Raw genomic sequence first — 13,860 nt, forward strand, 5'->3', positions numbered from 1 at the left:
CTACGCGAGGTGCCGCACCTGGTCCCACAGCACCGGGTCGACCACGCCCACCCGGCGCCGGAACTCCCACACCGCGATCTCGCGCAGCTCGTCGGTCTCCAGGAAGCTCGGCCGGCCCTGGGCGTCCCCGACCGAGCCCGGCGGCAGCGGGATCACCCCGGCGCGCTCGTCGTGGTACTTGCTGGTGATCTTCGCGACCGTCGCCCTGTTGCCGTGCACGGCCAGCACCAGACAGGGCCGGTCCTTGGCGCCGGGACCGTCCTCGTAGGGCACGTTGGCCCACCAGATGTCCCCCGGGTGGGGCCGCCCGGCCTGCGCGCGCGTGCCGCGCGGGTGCCCCGGCGGGCGGGTGCGGTGCCCGCGCGGGCGGTGGCCTCTGCCCCAGCCGTCGACGAGCGTGGCGACCAGCGCCAGCAGGACGACTGCCGCGAGCGCGAGCCACCATGACGTGTCCATACGACGACGTTACCGGCGCGAGATAATCAATGCGCGCCCTTGCGCGATCCTTTTGCGCCCCCGGTCCAGCCGAACCGGTGACACCACAGGTGAGTTCGCCCACAACGGTCCCTGGCAGAGGAGCGACCGGCTCTTTTGCGCCTTACGCTCGACAAACCGCACGACCCCCGTCATGCCCTTTTTCCCGACTCCGGTTCCCCAGCGCATCTGGGTTTCCGCCAACGGAGGTTTCTGCTTCATGAAGCTCACCGTCGTCGGCTGCTCGGGGTCGTTCCCGTCCGCGGAATCGGCCTGCTCGAGCTACCTCGTAGAGGCCGACGGCTTCCGGCTGCTCCTCGACATGGGCAACGGCGCCCTGGGCGAGCTGCAGCGCCACTGCGGTCTCTACGACCTCGACGCGATCTTCCTGAGCCATCTGCACGCCGACCACTGCATCGACATGTGCGCCTACTTCGTGGCGCGCTACTACCGCCACGACGGCGGCCCGTGCCCGCCGATCCCGGTCTACGGCCCCGAGGGCACCGAGCACCGCCTCACCACCGCCTACGCCGACACCCCCACCGCCTCCTCGATGAGCGAGGTCTTCGACTTCCACACGGTCAAGCCGTCCACGTTCGACGTCGGCCCCTTCACGGTCCACACCGAGCGGGTCCGGCACCCCGTGGAGGCGTACGGCATCCGCGTCGAGCACGCCGGGACGTCCCTGACGTACTCCGGCGACACCGGCCTCACGCCGGTGCTGGAGAACCTGGCCCGGGACACCGACCTGTTCCTGTGCGAGGCCGCCTTCACGCACGGCAAGGAGAACATCCCGGACCTGCACCTCAACGGGCGCGAGGCCGGCGAGACCGCCGCCCGCGCCGGCGCCCGCCGCCTGGTCCTCACCCACATCCCGCCGTGGACCGACCCCGCCGTCAACCTCGCCCATGCCCGCGAGGTCTTCGACGGCCCGGTGGATCTCGCGGCGCCTCGGGCGACGTACGAGATCTGACGCGCGGACGGAGTTCAGGGCCGTACGACGAGAAGGCCCCCGCACGACGAGAAGGCCCCCCGCAGCCGCCGGGCTGCGGGGGGCCTTCGCCACACCGTGGGGACTCACGCCTTGGTGAGGTCCTCGATCTCCTCCTCGGGCTCGCGGCCCGGGGTGGGGAGGTTGAAGCGGATGATGGCGAAGCGGAAGACGAAGTAGTAGATCGCTCCGAACACCAGGCCGATCGGGATGATCAGCCAGGGCTTGGTCGCCAGGTTCCAGTTGAGTATGTAGTCGATGACACCCGCGGAGAAGGTGAAGCCCGCGTGCACCCCGAGCGCCCAGGTGACCGCCATGGACAGGGCGGTGAGCACCGCGTGGATCGCGTACAGCAGCGGCGCGATGAACATGAACGTGAACTCGATCGGCTCGGTCACACCGGTCACGAAGGAGGTCAGCGCCATCGACAGCATCATGCCCATCACGGCGGCGCGACGCTCGGGGCGGGCGGTGTGCGCGATGGCGAGGGCGGCGGCCGGGAGGCCGAACATCATGATGGGGAAGAAGCCGGACATGAACTGACCGGCCGTCGGGTCACCGGCGAAGAAGCGGGTGAGGTCACCGTGGACGATCGTGCCGGACGCGGTCTTGTAGTCACCGATCTGGAACCAGGAGACCGTGTTCACGAACTGGTGCATGCCGACCGGGATCAGCGCGCGGTTGATCAGACCGAACAGACCGGCACCGAGGGCGCCGAGACCGGTGATCCACTTGCCGAAGTCGGAGATGCCGTCACCGATGGGCTTCCAGACCAGGCCGAAGAAGACACCCATGATCGTGCCGACGAAGGCCATGATGATCGGGACGAGCCGGCGGCCGTTGAAGAAGCCGAGCCAGTCCACCAGCTTGGTCCGATGGAAGCGCTGCCAGATCACCGCGCCGAGCAGACCCATCACCAGGCCGCCGAGCACACCGGGGTTGTTGTAGGTGGCGGCGATGTCGGCGCCCGCCTGGACCTTCGCGTCGGTGACGGGGAACGCGGTGAGGACGTTCTTGTAGACCAGGAAGCCGACCAGCGCGGCCAGCGCGGTGGAGCCGTCCGCCTTCTTGGCGAAGCCGATCGCGACACCGACGCAGAACAGCAGCGGCAGGTTGTCGAAGATCGCGCCACCCGCCGTGGCGAACACCGCCGTGACCTTGTCCGGCAGGTGCAGCTTGTCGTGGATGTCCTGCTGGCCGAAGCGGAGCAGCAGGCCGGCCGCCGGCAGCACGGCGATGGGGAGCTGAAGGCTGCGGCCGATCTTCTGCAGGCCCTGGAAAAGACCGGATCCCCACTTCTTTGTGGGGGCCGCCGTCGCGGTGGCGGTTGTCATACTTCCTCCATCGGTGGTGGTCTACACCACTCAGTGGTGTAGACCTGTTGTACACGATGGGGGCGTTATAAGGAACCCGTCAATTCCGCAACCGGAGCACTACGCGGCGTATGCCTTTCGGCCACAGGCTGCTCAAGCTTCTGTGACGTCTTCCACCTCGTCCTCCGGTTCTCGGCCCGGCGTCTTCAGATCGAACCGCGTGATGGCGAACCGGAAGATCACGTAGTAGACCGCCGCGAAGCACAACCCGATCGGGATGATCGCCCAAGGCCGCGTCGCCAGCTTCCAGTTGATGACGTAGTCGATCAGTCCCGCCGAGAAACTGAACCCGTCGTGCACCCCCAGGCCCCACGTGACCGCCATCGACACCCCTGTCAGCACCGCGTGCATCCCGTACAGCAGCGGCGCGACGAACATGAACGAGTACTCGAGCGGCTCCGTGATGCCCGTCACGAACGACGTCAGCGCCACCGACAGCATCAGACCGCCGATCTCCTTGCGCCGGTGCGGCTTCGCGCAGTGCGTGATGGCCAGCGCGGCGGCCGGCAGCGCGAACATCATGACCGGGAAGAACCCCGACGTGAACTGGCCCGCGTCCGGATCACCCGCCAGGAACATGTTGATGTCACCGTGCACCGTCTGCCCCTCGGGCGTGGTGTAACTGCCGAACTGGAACCAGATCGGCACGTTCAGGAACTGGTGCAGCCCGACCACCAGCAAAGCCCGGTTCGCAACCCCGAACACCCCCGCACCCCAAGCCCCCGCGTCCCGCAGCCAGCGGCTGAAACTCTCCAGACCGCCACCGACCGGCGGCCACACCCACAGACACAGCGCGGCGAACGCGATGGCCACGAAGGACATGATGATCGGCACCAGTCGCCGCCCGTTGAAGAACCCCAGCCAGTCCACCAGCCGCGTCCGGTGGTACCGCGCCCAGAAGAACGCCGTCAGCAGCCCCAGCGCGATCCCGCCGAACACCCCCGGATTCTGGAACGTGAACGCCGACACCGACCCGTCCCGCACCTGGCACCCGATCCCCGGCAACGTCCTCGACCCGCCCGGACAGCCCTCCGGGAACTGGTGCAGCACTCCGTAATAGACGAGAAAGCCCGCCACCGCCGCCAGCGCCGTCGAACCGTCCGCCTTCCGCGCCATCCCGATCGCGACCCCCACGCAGAACAGCAAGGGCAGCCCGACCGAACCGTCGAGCAGTGCCCCGCCCGCCCCCTTCATCACCTTGGAGACCGCCGTCCAGCCCAGCCCCTGCTCGCCGAACACGTCGGGCTGGCCCAGCCGGTTCAGGATCCCCGCGGCCGGCAGCACCGCGATCGGCAGCTGAAGGCTGCGACCCATCTTCTGCAGCCCCTGGAAGAGGGCGTGCCACCGCTCCCGCGCGGGACCGGCCGCACTGCCGGCGCTCTCGGCACTCACGGGCGCCTCCTCCGGGGGTTTGTCGACCGCCCACCAGCTGGTGTAGACCAGTCGACAGACGGTTCCGCCGCGCTGCTCGCCATCATTCGGCACGCGCGGCACGACCGCTCGCAAAGATGGGCCAACTGTGGGTTACTGCGACAAAGCGGTTCGGATCAGGGAGAAGGAACATGGCCAGCAAGGCTGAGAAGATCGTCGCCGGCCTCGGCGGAATCGAGAACATCGACGAGATCGAAGGCTGCATCACCCGGCTGCGCACCGAGGTCCACGACGCCTCGCTGGTCGACGATGCCGCTCTCAAGGCGGCCGGCGCCCACGGCGTCGTCAAGATGGGCACCGCCATCCAGGTCGTCATCGGCACCGACGCCGACCCGATCGCCGCGGAGATCGAAGACATGATGTGAGCCTCCGGCTCACCGCGAAAAAGGGGCTCTTCCCACCGGGGTAAGAGCCCCTTCCCGCGCTCCGGATAGGCTCGTCGCCATGTCTCGAATCGACGGCCGCACCCCCGAACAACTCCGCCCGGTCACCATCGAACGCGGCTGGAGCAAGCACGCCGAGGGCTCCGTCCTCGTCTCCTTCGGCGACACCAAGGTCTTCTGCACCGCCTCCGTCACCGAAGGCGTCCCCCGCTGGCGCAAGGGCAGCGGCGAGGGCTGGGTCACCGCGGAGTACGCCATGCTCCCCCGCGCCACCAACACCCGCGGCGACCGCGAGTCCGTCAAGGGCAAGATCGGCGGCCGCACCCACGAGATCTCCCGCCTCATCGGCCGCTCCCTGCGCGCCGTCATCGACTACAAGGCCCTCGGCGAGAACACCGTCGTCCTCGACTGCGACGTCCTCCAGGCCGACGGCGGCACCCGCACCGCCGCCATCACCGGCGCCTACGTCGCCCTCGCCGACGCCGTCACCTGGGCGAAGGAACGCAAGCTCGTCAAGGCCGGCCGCCAGCCCCTGACCGGCACCGTCTCGGCCGTCTCGGTAGGCATCGTCGGCGGAGTCCCCCTGCTCGACCTCTGCTACGAGGAGGACGTCAAGGCCGAGACCGACATGAACGTCGTCTGCACCGGCGACGGCCGCTTCGTCGAGGTCCAGGGCACCGCCGAGGCCGAACCCTTCGCCCGCGACGAACTCGACGCCCTCCTCGACCTCGCCGTCGCCGGCTGCACCGACCTGGCCGCGATCCAGCGGGCGGCACTCGAAGAGGCACTCAAGAAGTAGCGGGGCCCCAAGGAGTAAAGGGAAGGGAAAAACCCGAGGTACGGCGGGGGCAACCCGGGCGGCCGGGCCCGCGTCCCTATCAGTACGGGCGCACGGCACGTACAACCGTGCGCCCGGCCAGCCGTACCACGGGGAGGGAACACCGCCATGGCCGCCAGCCGACGCCGAGGACGCCGCCGCGTCACCACCATCGCCGTCGTGGCCGCGACCACCGCACTCACCGCCGCCCTTCTCGGCGGCTGCGACTCCGTCAACACCGCACTGGACTGCGTCCGCACCGCCGACTCCATCGCCGACGGCGTCACCGCACTCCAGCAGGCCGTGGAGAACGCCGCGAACGACCCCACCCGCACCGACGCCGCCCTCGACTCCATCCAGCAGAACCTGAAGAAGATCGGCGACAGGACCGACGACGCCGACGTCAACAAGGCCGTCGACCACCTCCAGCAGGCCGTGGACAACGTCCGCACCGCCGTCAGGAACGGCGACTCCACCCCCGACGTCACCCCGGTCACCGACGCGGCCGGCGAACTGACCAAGGTCTGCACCCCGTAAGCCGCCGCGCCCGCCCTTGCGATACTGCTGCGCATGACGACCCGCCTGATCCTCGCCACCCGCAACGCCGGAAAGATCACCGAGCTGCACTCGATCCTCGCGGAGGCGGGGCTGCCCCACGAACTGGTGGGCGCGGACGCGTACCCCGACATCCCCGACGTCAAGGAAACAGGCGTCACCTTCGCCGAGAACGCCCTCCTCAAGGCCCACGCCCTCGCTCAGGCCACCGGCCTCCCCGCCGTCGCCGACGACTCCGGCCTCTGCGTCGACGTCCTCGGCGGCGCCCCCGGCATCTTCTCCGCCCGCTGGTCCGGCCGCCACGGCGACGACAAGGCCAACCTGGACCTGCTGCTCGCCCAGCTCGCGGACATCGCCGAGGAACACCGTGGCGCCCACTTCGCCTGCGCGGCGGCTCTGGCCCTGCCGGACGGCACGGAGCGCGTGGTCGAGGGCCAGTTGCGGGGCGTCCTTCGCCACGCCCCTTCCGGCACGAACGGCTTCGGCTACGACCCCGTCCTCCAGCCGGAGGGCGAGACGCGGACGTGCGCCGAACTGACCCCGGCGGAGAAGAACGCGATCAGCCACCGGGGAAAGGCCTTCCGGGCGTTGGTGCCGGTGGTGCGGGAGCTGTTGGGCTAAGAACGGAAGAGGGGCCGCCCGTGCAGGCGGCCCCTCGTCTGTGCGGTCGGTGGGACTCGAACCCACACGGGATTTCTCCCACGGGCACCTAAAACCCGCGCGTATCGCCTATTTCGCCACGACCGCCCCAAAACGGACATTTCTTGGAGCTGCCGTTTTGCTTGGCCCAGTGTACGGGGCTACGCCTTTCCTCGTGTGCCTCCTCGGCACCAGGTGCTCGTGGCCGCATGGCAGTTCGGGCACAGTAGACGCAGGTTCTCCTGCCGGTCGTCGCTCCAGTCCCCGTTGATGTGATCGACCTCCAGGGTCATGGGCTTGCCGAGCCACTCCGGGCCGGTGCCGCACTCGGCACACTCCTCGGGCACGCCCACTTCCAGAAGTGCCCGGCGGAGCAGATGGGTTCTGGTCCGGCGGCTGCCGTTGTGCTGGACCAGGATGTCCTCGGCGTGCCTGCGTGGCGTGGTACCCGGTCCGCCGCGTTGATGTGCTTGTCCCAGGAAGTGCGAGGTGTCCAGACCTGCCTCGGCTGCCCAAAGGCGGAACTGAGCACGCAGTCTGCTGTTGTAGGGATCCATTCCCAGGGCGCGGAGCGTCTCGGCGATGGAGGTCGCTCCTTTGACCGCTCGGCGTAGCTCGTCGCGGGCCGGACTGGCGGGTGACGTTCTTGTTCGCCTCTGGCGTGGCATTTGCGAGACATCGATCCCGAAGTGGTCGAAACGTCGAAAGAGGTGGCGGCGCAGTTGGCCGTACGGCGGAGTGGCGAAGAAGGCGATTACCTCGTCGATGTCGGAGCACTGCACGGCTGCTTCGGCGAGTTGCTCCCGGGTGTACCGATCGCCCCCGCTCATGAGGCCCTGCCTTTGCCGCGGCCGCGATGACTGTCCGTGGTCGAGTGGCAGTTGGGGCACAGCAGCCGCAGGTTCTCGATGCGGTTGTCGCGCCAGTTGCCGTCGACGTGGTCGACCTCAAGCGGAAGCGGATGCCCTCGCCAGACCGCCTCGGCTCGACGAGCAGTCCTTCGGGGGTCCTGGGACGCCACGGTTTTCCCTTCCGTGTCGGCAGCTGGAAGTGCGACGTGTCGATCCCGTACGCCTTGATCCTCCGACTGATGTGGGTGTGATGCCCGCCGACCACCTCCAGCCCCAGCCTGCGCAGCACCTCGCACATGTTCGTCGAAGCCGCCACCGCCCCCTCCAGTACCTCCCGCGTCCACTTCACCCCCTCCCGCTCGAAGTGCGACACGTCGACCCCCAGCTTCTTCATCCGCCCGAGCACGTACCCCCGTGTCGAACTCCCCGGATCCACCCCCAGCCTCCCCAGCGCCTCCGACAACGTCCGTGCCCCACGAGCCGCTTCCTCCAGCCGCTCCCTGGTGTACGCACTGGCCCCCATCGAGTCCCCTCCGTCCCGGCCGCGTGTTCGCAGCCCGTACGGAGTAACGAACCGGTTATCGGACAGTCACGCACGGGAGCCGGAAAAGCGGGAACGGCTCGCGCCGGGAGTGTCCCGGTGCGAGCCGTCGGTGTCGGTGGATCAGGTGGTCCTCAGATGCCCAGGTCCTTGATGATCTTGGCCACGTGGCCGGTGGCGCGGACGTTGTAGAGGGCCTTCTCCACCTTGCCCTCCTCGTCCACGATGATCGTGGAGCGGATGACGCCCAGGTAGGTCTTGCCGTAGTTCATTTTTTCACCGAAGGCGCCGTACGCGTCGAGGACCTTCTTGTCGGGGTCGGCGAGGAGGGTGACCTTGAGGTTCTCCTTCTCGCGGAACTTGCCGAGTTTTTCCGGGGCGTCGGGGGAGATGCCGAGGACGTCGTAGCCGGCGTCGGCGAGGAGGGAGAGGTTGTCCGTGAAGTCACAGGCCTGCTTCGTGCAGCCTGGGGTGAGGGCCGCGGGGTAGAAGTAGACGATGACCTTGCGGCCCTTGTGGGCGGAGAGGGACACCTCGTTGCCGTCGGCGTCGGGGAGGGTGAAGTCGGGGGCTACGTCCCCGGGCTGGAGTCGCTCGCTCATCGGTCTAGCGTAACGGGGGGTCCTGGCCGTGCGGCGGCGGCGAGAGCTGACAGACTGTCCAGAACAGGCAGTACGGCAGTACGGCAGACTTCGGAGGGCCTACGGTGGCGGAGACGTCGGACACCAGAACCCCGGCGCAGATCGAGGCGGACATCAAGCGCCGCCGCGAGGTGCTGGCCGAGACGCTGGACGAGATCGGGGTGCGGGTGCACCCGAAGACCATCGTCGGCGATGCGAAGGCCAAGGTCGCGGCCAACGTCGATCACACCCTCGGGAGAGCCTACGTCCAGGTCAACCGGGTCGTGAGCGATGTGAAGGCCCAGTTCGTGGACGAGGAGGGCGCGCCGCGCCTGGAGCGGGTGGTGCCGGTCGCGCTCGTCGCCGTGGGCGTGGTCGGGCTGCTGGTCTTCAGCGGTACCCGGCGGCGTAAGAGCTGATCAGAGGCAGGTAGGTTCACAGGCGTGAGCGCCAAGAGAGACGAGCAGAGCAGCCAGCACGACAAGCTGCCCATCCGGATGCTGCACGACCGGGTCCTGGTCAAGCAGGACACCGGGGAGGGTGAGCGGCGGTCGGGCGGAGGCATCCTGATCCCCGCCACGGCGGCCGTCGGGCGGCGGCTGGCCTGGGCCGAGGTGGTCGCGGTCGGGCAGAACGTGCGGACGGTGGAGCCCGGCGACCGGGTGCTGTTCGACCCGGAGGACCGTGCCGAGGTCGAGGTGCGGGGGGTGGCGTACGTGCTGATGCGGGAGCGCGATCTGCACGCGGTGGCCGCCGACCGGTTCGAAGGCTCGGAGGACTCGACCGGCCTCTATCTCTGATTCAGAGGCTTCAAGGGGCCTGGTGACTGTGGTCACCAGGCCCCTTTGCTGTTTCTTTGCTACCTTCGAAGGAGCCAGCCCGACGAGACGCGCCGTACCGGGACCGTGAAGGCAAAGACGACGCACCCCCCGCTGTCGGAGATACGTCAGCGAGACGTCTCGGAGGTGTCTGTCATGGCCTGGGTTCTGCTGGTCGTCGCCGGTCTGCTCGAAGTCGGGTGGTCGGTGGGGATGAAGTACACCGACGGGTTCACCCGGCTCGTGCCCAGTCTGCTCACCGGCGGCGGGATCGTCGCCAGCATGGTGCTGCTGTCGTACGCCGCGAGGACGCTCCCCATCGGTACCGCCTACGGCGTGTGGGTGGGGATCGGGGCGGCGGGGGCGGCGGTGTTCGGGATGGTGGTGCTGGGGGAGCCGGCCACCGCCGCCCGGATCTTCTTCGTGTGCCTGCTGCTGGTCGCCGTGGTGGGACTCAAGGCGACCAGCGGTCGCTGATCAGCGGTCACCGACCTGGGTCATTGGACGAAGCCGAATCCTCCGCCGTCGCCCGCCGTCGTTCCTGTGGTGGTCCCGGCGTCCCCGTTACCCGCCGTCGTACCGGTATCGGTGCCGCCGTTCGTGGTCCCGGTCGAGGTGCCGGAGTCCGTTCCCGAGGTGGTCGTACCGGAGTCGGTGCCGGAGGTCGTCGTACCGGCCGTGGTCGAGCCGTCGGTGGTGGAGCCGCCGGTCGTGCCGCCGTCGGTGGTGCCGGCGGTGGTGGAGCCGTCCGTCGTGCCGCCGTTGTCCTGGCCGCCGCCGGTGGTGCCGCCGTTGTCCTGGTTCCCGCCGGTGGTGCCGCCGTTGTCCTGGCCGCCGGTGCCCGGGGTGGCCGTGCCCTGGGTGGGCGGGGCCACGGTCTCGGCGCCGGCCTGGAGGTCCAGGTCGAAGTCGGAGGCCGTGGTGCCCTTCAGGGCGTCCTTGGTGTACTGCGCCCAGATCTCGGTCGGGGCCCCGCCGCCGTTGATGCGCTGCAGGCCGAGCGCGCCGTAGAGCGACTTGTGGGCGGCCGTGACCGGGTCCTGGCCCATCACGGAGACGACGGTGGAGAGGTCGGGGGTGTAGCCCGCGAACCAGGCGGCGGTGTCCTCCTCGGCGGTGCCGGTCTTGCCGGCGGCCGGGCGGCCCGCGGCCTGGGCGGCGGTGGCGGTGCCGTTGTCGACCACGCTCTGCAGGATCGAGGTGGTGGTGTCGGCGGCCTGCCGGCTGACGGCCTGCTCGGTCGTCGCCTCCGGCAGCTTGATCTCCTGCGTGCCGTCCCTGGTGACCTTGTCGACCATGGTGTACATGCCGTGCTTGCCGTGGTTGGCGAGCGTGGCGTAGGCCTCCGCCATGTCGAGGACGCTGGCGGTGGCGGTGCCGAGGGCGATCGACGGGTACGGCTGGAGGTCCTTGGTGTCGGCGGGGATGCCCAGGCCGACGGCGGTCCGCTTGACCTTGGACGGGCCGACGTCGACGGCCATCTGCGCGTACACCGAGTTCACGGAGAGGTCGGTGGCCTTGCGGACGGTGATCTGGCCGTACGACTTCCCGTCCTCGTTCTCCGGCGCGTAGGAGCCGCCGGGCCAGCCCTGGACGGTGCGCTTGTCGGTGCCGTCGTAGTAGGTGTTCGGGGTGATGGTCTGCCCGGACTGGGTGGTGGAGCCGTTGTCGACGGCGGAGGCGAAGACGAACGGCTTGAAGGTGGAGCCGACCTGGAAGTCACCGCGGGTCGCGCCGTTGGTGTACTGCTTCACGTAGTCGATGCCGCCGTACATGGCGACGACCTTGCCGGTCTTCGGGTCGACGGAGGCACCGCCGGCCCGCACGTAGTTGTCGACCTTGTTGTTCTTGCTCAGCTTCGACATCAGCTTGTCGTCGACCGCCTTGACGAAGGCGTCTTGCCGGCTCTTCTGCAGGGTCGTGGTGATGCGGTAGCCGCCGGCCTCCAGGGCGTCCGAGTCGACGATCTTGTTCTTGATCAGGTAGTCGTTGACCGCGTTGACGATGTAGCCGCGCTGCCCGGACATGCCGGTGGAGACGGTCTGCTGCTTGGGCATCGGGAACTTCATGGCGGCCCGCTTGGACTCGCTGAGCCAGCCCTTCTTGACCATGCCGTCCAGGACGTAGTTCCAGCGGGCGACCGCGGCCGCCTTGTTCTCGGGGTGGGCGACGACGTCGTACTCGCTCGGCGCGTTGACGAGCGCGGCGAGGTAGGCGGCGCGGGCCGGGTCGAGGTCGATGGCGTCCTTGCCGTAGTAGGCCTGGGCGGCGGCCTGGATGCCGTAGGCGTTGCGGCCGAAGTAGCTGGTGTTGAGGTAGCCCTCGAGGATCTGGTCCTTGGACTCGCTGCGGTCCAGCTTGACCGAGATGAAGAACTCCTTCACCTTGCGGGTGACGGTCTGCTCCTGGGCCAGGTAGTAGTTCTTCACGTACTGCTGGGTGATCGTGGAGCCGGACTGGGTGCCCTTGCCGGTCGCGGTGTTCCAGGCGGCGCGCAGCATCGCCTTGGGGTCGACGGCGGACTCGGTGTAGAAGTCGCGGTCCTCGGCGGCGAGCACGGCGTGCTGGGCGTCCACGGAGACCTGGGACAGGTCCACGTTCTCCCGGTTGACGTCGCCGTCGCGGGCGAGCTGGGAGCCGTCGGCGTACAGGTACACGTTGGACTGCTTGGTGGCGAACGTGTTGGCCGCCGGGATCTTCACCATCGAGTAACCGAGGAAGAACAGGCCGATCAGCAGCAGTACCCCGATGACGAAGGTGCCGAGCACCATCCGCCAGGTCGGGATGATCCGCCGCCATCCGGTCCGCTTGGGCCGCTTCATCTTCTTCCCGCCCCCCGTCGTCTGCACGCCGGCCGCGGGCGGCTCGGCGCCCGGCGGTTCCGCCCCGGCAGCCCCGGCAGCCCCGGCCGCCCCGGCCGCTCCGGCCGCTCCGGCCGCGGTGACCGGGGCGGCCGCGGTGACCGCCTCCGCCTTCGGCGGCCTGATCGCCGCGAGCTGCCGGGTCTGCGTGTCCTGCCCGCCCTGCCCGCTCTGTGCGCTCTTCCTGTCCTGTGCGCTCTGTGGGTCCTGCGTGTTCCGGTCCCCGGCCGCAACGGGCGGTCGCGCCTTCGGCACCCTGACCGCGGCGAGCTGCCGGGTCTGGGTGTCCTCGGCCGCCGGCTTCCGCTCCGTTCCCGTCGGCCCGGATGCCTCCGGCGCCCTCTCCTCGGCCGCCGCGGGCGGCTCCGGCTGCTTCGCCCCGGCCGTCGGCTGCGCCGGGGCCGGCTTATCCTCGGCCGCGGCCGGCGGCTCCGTCGGGCCTCCGCCGCCCTGGTTCGGCTGTTGCGGCTGCGGCTCGTCGCTCATGTCGTGCACGGACTCCTGTTTCGCGTCGTACATACGTTTCCCGTACGACCTCGTACGCTTCTGCGCCCCCAGGTGAAGACTCTCGCACCGCGCGTTCCGTTCCCGGATTCCGGCACGCTTCGGTCACGGAAATTGCGTGGCCTGCGGTGTCGCCGGCGCAGTAGGCTCCTGCGCTTCGGTGTCGGGCGGTCCGGGAGGTCGGTTGGCGTGGGTGCGGGACGGTTGTACACGGCCGTCGCTGCGGGGGGTTTCCGACGGTACGCGACGTATCGGGCGGCCACCGCCGCCGGGGTCTTCACCAACACGGCCTTCGGAATCATCCTCGTCTACACGTACTTGGCGCTGTGGGACGAGAAACCGCACCTCGGAGGCTATGACCAGGCACAGGCGGTGACCTATGTGTGGCTCGGGCAGTGCCTGTACGCGACGCTCGCGATCCAGGGCGGGGGCGTGGAAAAAGACCTGATGGAGCGTATCCGCACCGGCGCGATCGCGATCGACCTGTACCGTCCGGCCGATCTTCAGATGTGGTGGCTGGCGACCGATCTTGGCCGCTCGCTGTTCCAGTTGCTGGGCCGCGGCGTGGTCCCCTTCCTGGTCGGCGCGGTGTTCTTCCCGATGGCGCTGCCCGCGGACTCCGGCACCTGGGCCGCCTTCCTGGTCTCGCTGCTGCTCGCGATGGTCGTCAGCTTCGCCATCCGCTACCTGGTCGCGCTGAGCGCGTTCTGGCTGATGGACGGCATGGGCGCCAACCAGGTGATGATGATCGCGGGGATCTTCTTCTCGGGCATGACCCTGCCGCTGAACGTCTTCCCGGGCGCCCTGGGCGACGTCGTGCGCGTGCTGCCCTGGGCGGCGCAGATCCAGATGCCGGCGGACGTGCTGATGGGCGAGACCGGGGTGGCGGGGGCGTTCGCCTTCCAGGCCGGGTGGGCGGTGGTGCTGCTGGCGGCGGGGCGGCTGGTGCAGTCGGCGGCGACGCGGAGGGTGGTGGTGCAGGGTGGGTGAGCGGGTTGCGGG

General features: G+C 69.1%; 15 protein-coding genes, 1 tRNA gene, 1 pseudogene and 1 riboswitch. Of the genes and pseudogenes, 9 read left to right on the forward strand and 8 right to left on the reverse strand.

The features are described from left to right. Positions 1-456: a type II toxin-antitoxin system PemK/MazF family toxin gene (locus ACFY0K_RS11055; protein ID WP_382722257.1), complete on the reverse strand. Its 456-nt coding sequence runs from the start codon at positions 454-456 to the stop codon at positions 1-3. A 238-nt stretch (positions 457-694) separates the two neighbouring features. Here ACFY0K_RS11055 and ACFY0K_RS11060 point away from each other — a divergent pair, with 238 nt between their 5' ends. Further along, a complete protein-coding gene (locus ACFY0K_RS11060) occupies positions 695-1,447 on the forward strand; it encodes an MBL fold metallo-hydrolase (RefSeq protein WP_390639577.1) in 753 nt (250 codons plus the stop codon). Between the two features lie 104 nt (positions 1,448-1,551). Here the strand turns inward: ACFY0K_RS11060 and ACFY0K_RS11065 are convergent, their stop codons facing one another. Both ACFY0K_RS11065 and ACFY0K_RS11070 read right to left on the reverse strand, forming a co-directional pair. Continuing rightward, positions 1,552-2,799, reverse strand: coding sequence for a PTS transporter subunit EIIC (locus ACFY0K_RS11065; RefSeq protein ID WP_390639578.1), 1,248 nt, complete (start codon positions 2,797-2,799; stop codon positions 1,552-1,554). 132 nt (positions 2,800-2,931) lie between these two features. Beyond that, on the reverse strand, positions 2,932-4,230 hold the full coding sequence (locus ACFY0K_RS11070) for a PTS transporter subunit EIIC (protein ID WP_390639990.1): 1,299 nt from the start codon (positions 4,228-4,230) through the stop codon (positions 2,932-2,934). A gap of 170 nt (positions 4,231-4,400) precedes the next feature. On the opposite strand from ACFY0K_RS11070, the gene ACFY0K_RS11075 reads away from it, so the two are divergent. The 4 genes from ACFY0K_RS11075 (at position 4,401) to rdgB (ending at position 6,645) form a co-directional block, all read left to right on the forward strand. Then, positions 4,401-4,634, forward strand: a complete 234-nt coding sequence (locus tag ACFY0K_RS11075; protein WP_089106674.1) for a glucose PTS transporter subunit EIIB — start codon at positions 4,401-4,403, stop codon at positions 4,632-4,634. A 79-nt stretch (positions 4,635-4,713) separates the two neighbouring features. Next, the gene (rph, locus tag ACFY0K_RS11080; protein ID WP_390639579.1) at positions 4,714-5,451 is read left to right on the forward strand and encodes a ribonuclease PH; all 738 of its coding nucleotides are present in this window, start codon (positions 4,714-4,716) and stop codon (positions 5,449-5,451) included. Between the two features lie 147 nt (positions 5,452-5,598). Then, entirely contained in the window at positions 5,599-6,006 is a 408-nt protein-coding gene (locus ACFY0K_RS11085) for a hypothetical protein (protein ID WP_390639580.1), read from the forward strand. 33 nt (positions 6,007-6,039) lie between these two features. Beyond that, positions 6,040-6,645: an RdgB/HAM1 family non-canonical purine NTP pyrophosphatase gene (rdgB, locus tag ACFY0K_RS11090; protein WP_390639581.1), complete on the forward strand. Its 606-nt coding sequence runs from the start codon at positions 6,040-6,042 to the stop codon at positions 6,643-6,645. A gap of 41 nt (positions 6,646-6,686) precedes the next feature. Here the strand turns inward: rdgB and ACFY0K_RS11095 are convergent. The 4 genes and pseudogenes from ACFY0K_RS11095 to bcp all read right to left on the reverse strand — a co-directional run bounded on the left by ACFY0K_RS11095 (position 6,687) and on the right by bcp (position 8,657). Then, positions 6,687-6,771: transfer RNA gene (locus tag ACFY0K_RS11095), tRNA-Leu, on the reverse strand. Between the two features lie 53 nt (positions 6,772-6,824). Next, entirely contained in the window at positions 6,825-7,493 is a 669-nt protein-coding gene (locus ACFY0K_RS11100) for an HNH endonuclease (protein ID WP_390639582.1), read from the reverse strand. Beyond that, a pseudogene (locus ACFY0K_RS11105) lies at positions 7,490-8,037 on the reverse strand (HNH endonuclease). The gene ACFY0K_RS11100 and the pseudogene ACFY0K_RS11105 overlap by 4 nt, the downstream one beginning before the upstream one ends. 152 nt (positions 8,038-8,189) lie before the next feature. Further along, complete coding sequence (gene bcp / locus ACFY0K_RS11110) at positions 8,190-8,657, reverse strand: thioredoxin-dependent thiol peroxidase (RefSeq protein WP_382722238.1); 468 nt, start codon at positions 8,655-8,657, stop codon at positions 8,190-8,192. A gap of 104 nt (positions 8,658-8,761) precedes the next feature. On the opposite strand from bcp, the gene ACFY0K_RS11115 reads away from it, so the two are divergent. The 3 genes from ACFY0K_RS11115 to ACFY0K_RS11125 all read left to right on the forward strand — a co-directional run bounded on the left by ACFY0K_RS11115 (position 8,762) and on the right by ACFY0K_RS11125 (position 9,970). Next, entirely contained in the window at positions 8,762-9,094 is a 333-nt protein-coding gene (locus tag ACFY0K_RS11115) for a DUF3618 domain-containing protein (RefSeq protein ID WP_351490942.1), read from the forward strand. Positions 9,095-9,118: 24 nt separating this feature from the next. Beyond that, positions 9,119-9,475 carry a co-chaperone GroES gene (locus ACFY0K_RS11120; protein ID WP_351958170.1) on the forward strand — a complete coding sequence of 119 codons (357 nt, stop codon included), beginning with the start codon at positions 9,119-9,121 and terminating at the stop codon, positions 9,473-9,475. A 53-nt stretch (positions 9,476-9,528) separates the two neighbouring features. Beyond that, positions 9,529-9,602, forward strand: a riboswitch (guanidine-III (ykkC-III) riboswitch). 47 nt (positions 9,603-9,649) lie between these two features. After that, positions 9,650-9,970 (forward strand): DMT family transporter, encoded by a 321-nt coding sequence (locus ACFY0K_RS11125; protein ID WP_390639583.1) that lies wholly within the window; start codon positions 9,650-9,652, stop codon positions 9,968-9,970. 20 nt (positions 9,971-9,990) lie between these two features. Here the strand turns inward: ACFY0K_RS11125 and ACFY0K_RS11130 are convergent, their stop codons facing one another. Further along, positions 9,991-12,315 (reverse strand): transglycosylase domain-containing protein, encoded by a 2,325-nt coding sequence (locus tag ACFY0K_RS11130; RefSeq protein ID WP_390639991.1) that lies wholly within the window; start codon positions 12,313-12,315, stop codon positions 9,991-9,993. A 732-nt stretch (positions 12,316-13,047) separates the two neighbouring features. Here ACFY0K_RS11130 and ACFY0K_RS11135 point away from each other — a divergent pair. Beyond that, positions 13,048-13,848 carry an ABC transporter permease gene (locus tag ACFY0K_RS11135; protein ID WP_390639584.1) on the forward strand — a complete coding sequence of 267 codons (801 nt, stop codon included), beginning with the start codon at positions 13,048-13,050 and terminating at the stop codon, positions 13,846-13,848. Positions 13,849-13,860: the final 12 nt, after the last annotated feature.

It is taken from the genome of Streptomyces sp. NPDC001507 (genome assembly GCF_042894765.1).
Classification (GTDB): domain Bacteria; phylum Actinomycetota; class Actinomycetes; order Streptomycetales; family Streptomycetaceae; genus Streptomyces.

Coding starts and splice junctions, on each gene's coding strand:
- ACFY0K_RS11055 (WP_382722257.1), bottom strand. CDS start 456: ATGGACACGTCATGGTGGCTCGCGCTCGCGGCAGTCGTCCTGCTGGCG.
- ACFY0K_RS11060 (WP_390639577.1), top strand. CDS start 695: ATGAAGCTCACCGTCGTCGGCTGCTCGGGGTCGTTCCCGTCCGCGGAA.
- ACFY0K_RS11065 (WP_390639578.1), bottom strand. CDS start 2,799: ATGACAACCGCCACCGCGACGGCGGCCCCCACAAAGAAGTGGGGATCC.
- ACFY0K_RS11075 (WP_089106674.1), top strand. CDS start 4,401: ATGGCCAGCAAGGCTGAGAAGATCGTCGCCGGCCTCGGCGGAATCGAG.
- rph (WP_390639579.1), top strand. CDS start 4,714: ATGTCTCGAATCGACGGCCGCACCCCCGAACAACTCCGCCCGGTCACC.
- ACFY0K_RS11085 (WP_390639580.1), top strand. CDS start 5,599: ATGGCCGCCAGCCGACGCCGAGGACGCCGCCGCGTCACCACCATCGCC.
- rdgB (WP_390639581.1), top strand. CDS start 6,040: ATGACGACCCGCCTGATCCTCGCCACCCGCAACGCCGGAAAGATCACC.
- ACFY0K_RS11100 (WP_390639582.1), bottom strand. CDS start 7,493: ATGAGCGGGGGCGATCGGTACACCCGGGAGCAACTCGCCGAAGCAGCC.
- bcp (WP_382722238.1), bottom strand. CDS start 8,657: ATGAGCGAGCGACTCCAGCCCGGGGACGTAGCCCCCGACTTCACCCTC.
- ACFY0K_RS11125 (WP_390639583.1), top strand. CDS start 9,650: ATGGCCTGGGTTCTGCTGGTCGTCGCCGGTCTGCTCGAAGTCGGGTGG.
- ACFY0K_RS11130 (WP_390639991.1), bottom strand. CDS start 12,315: ATGAAGCGGCCCAAGCGGACCGGATGGCGGCGGATCATCCCGACCTGG.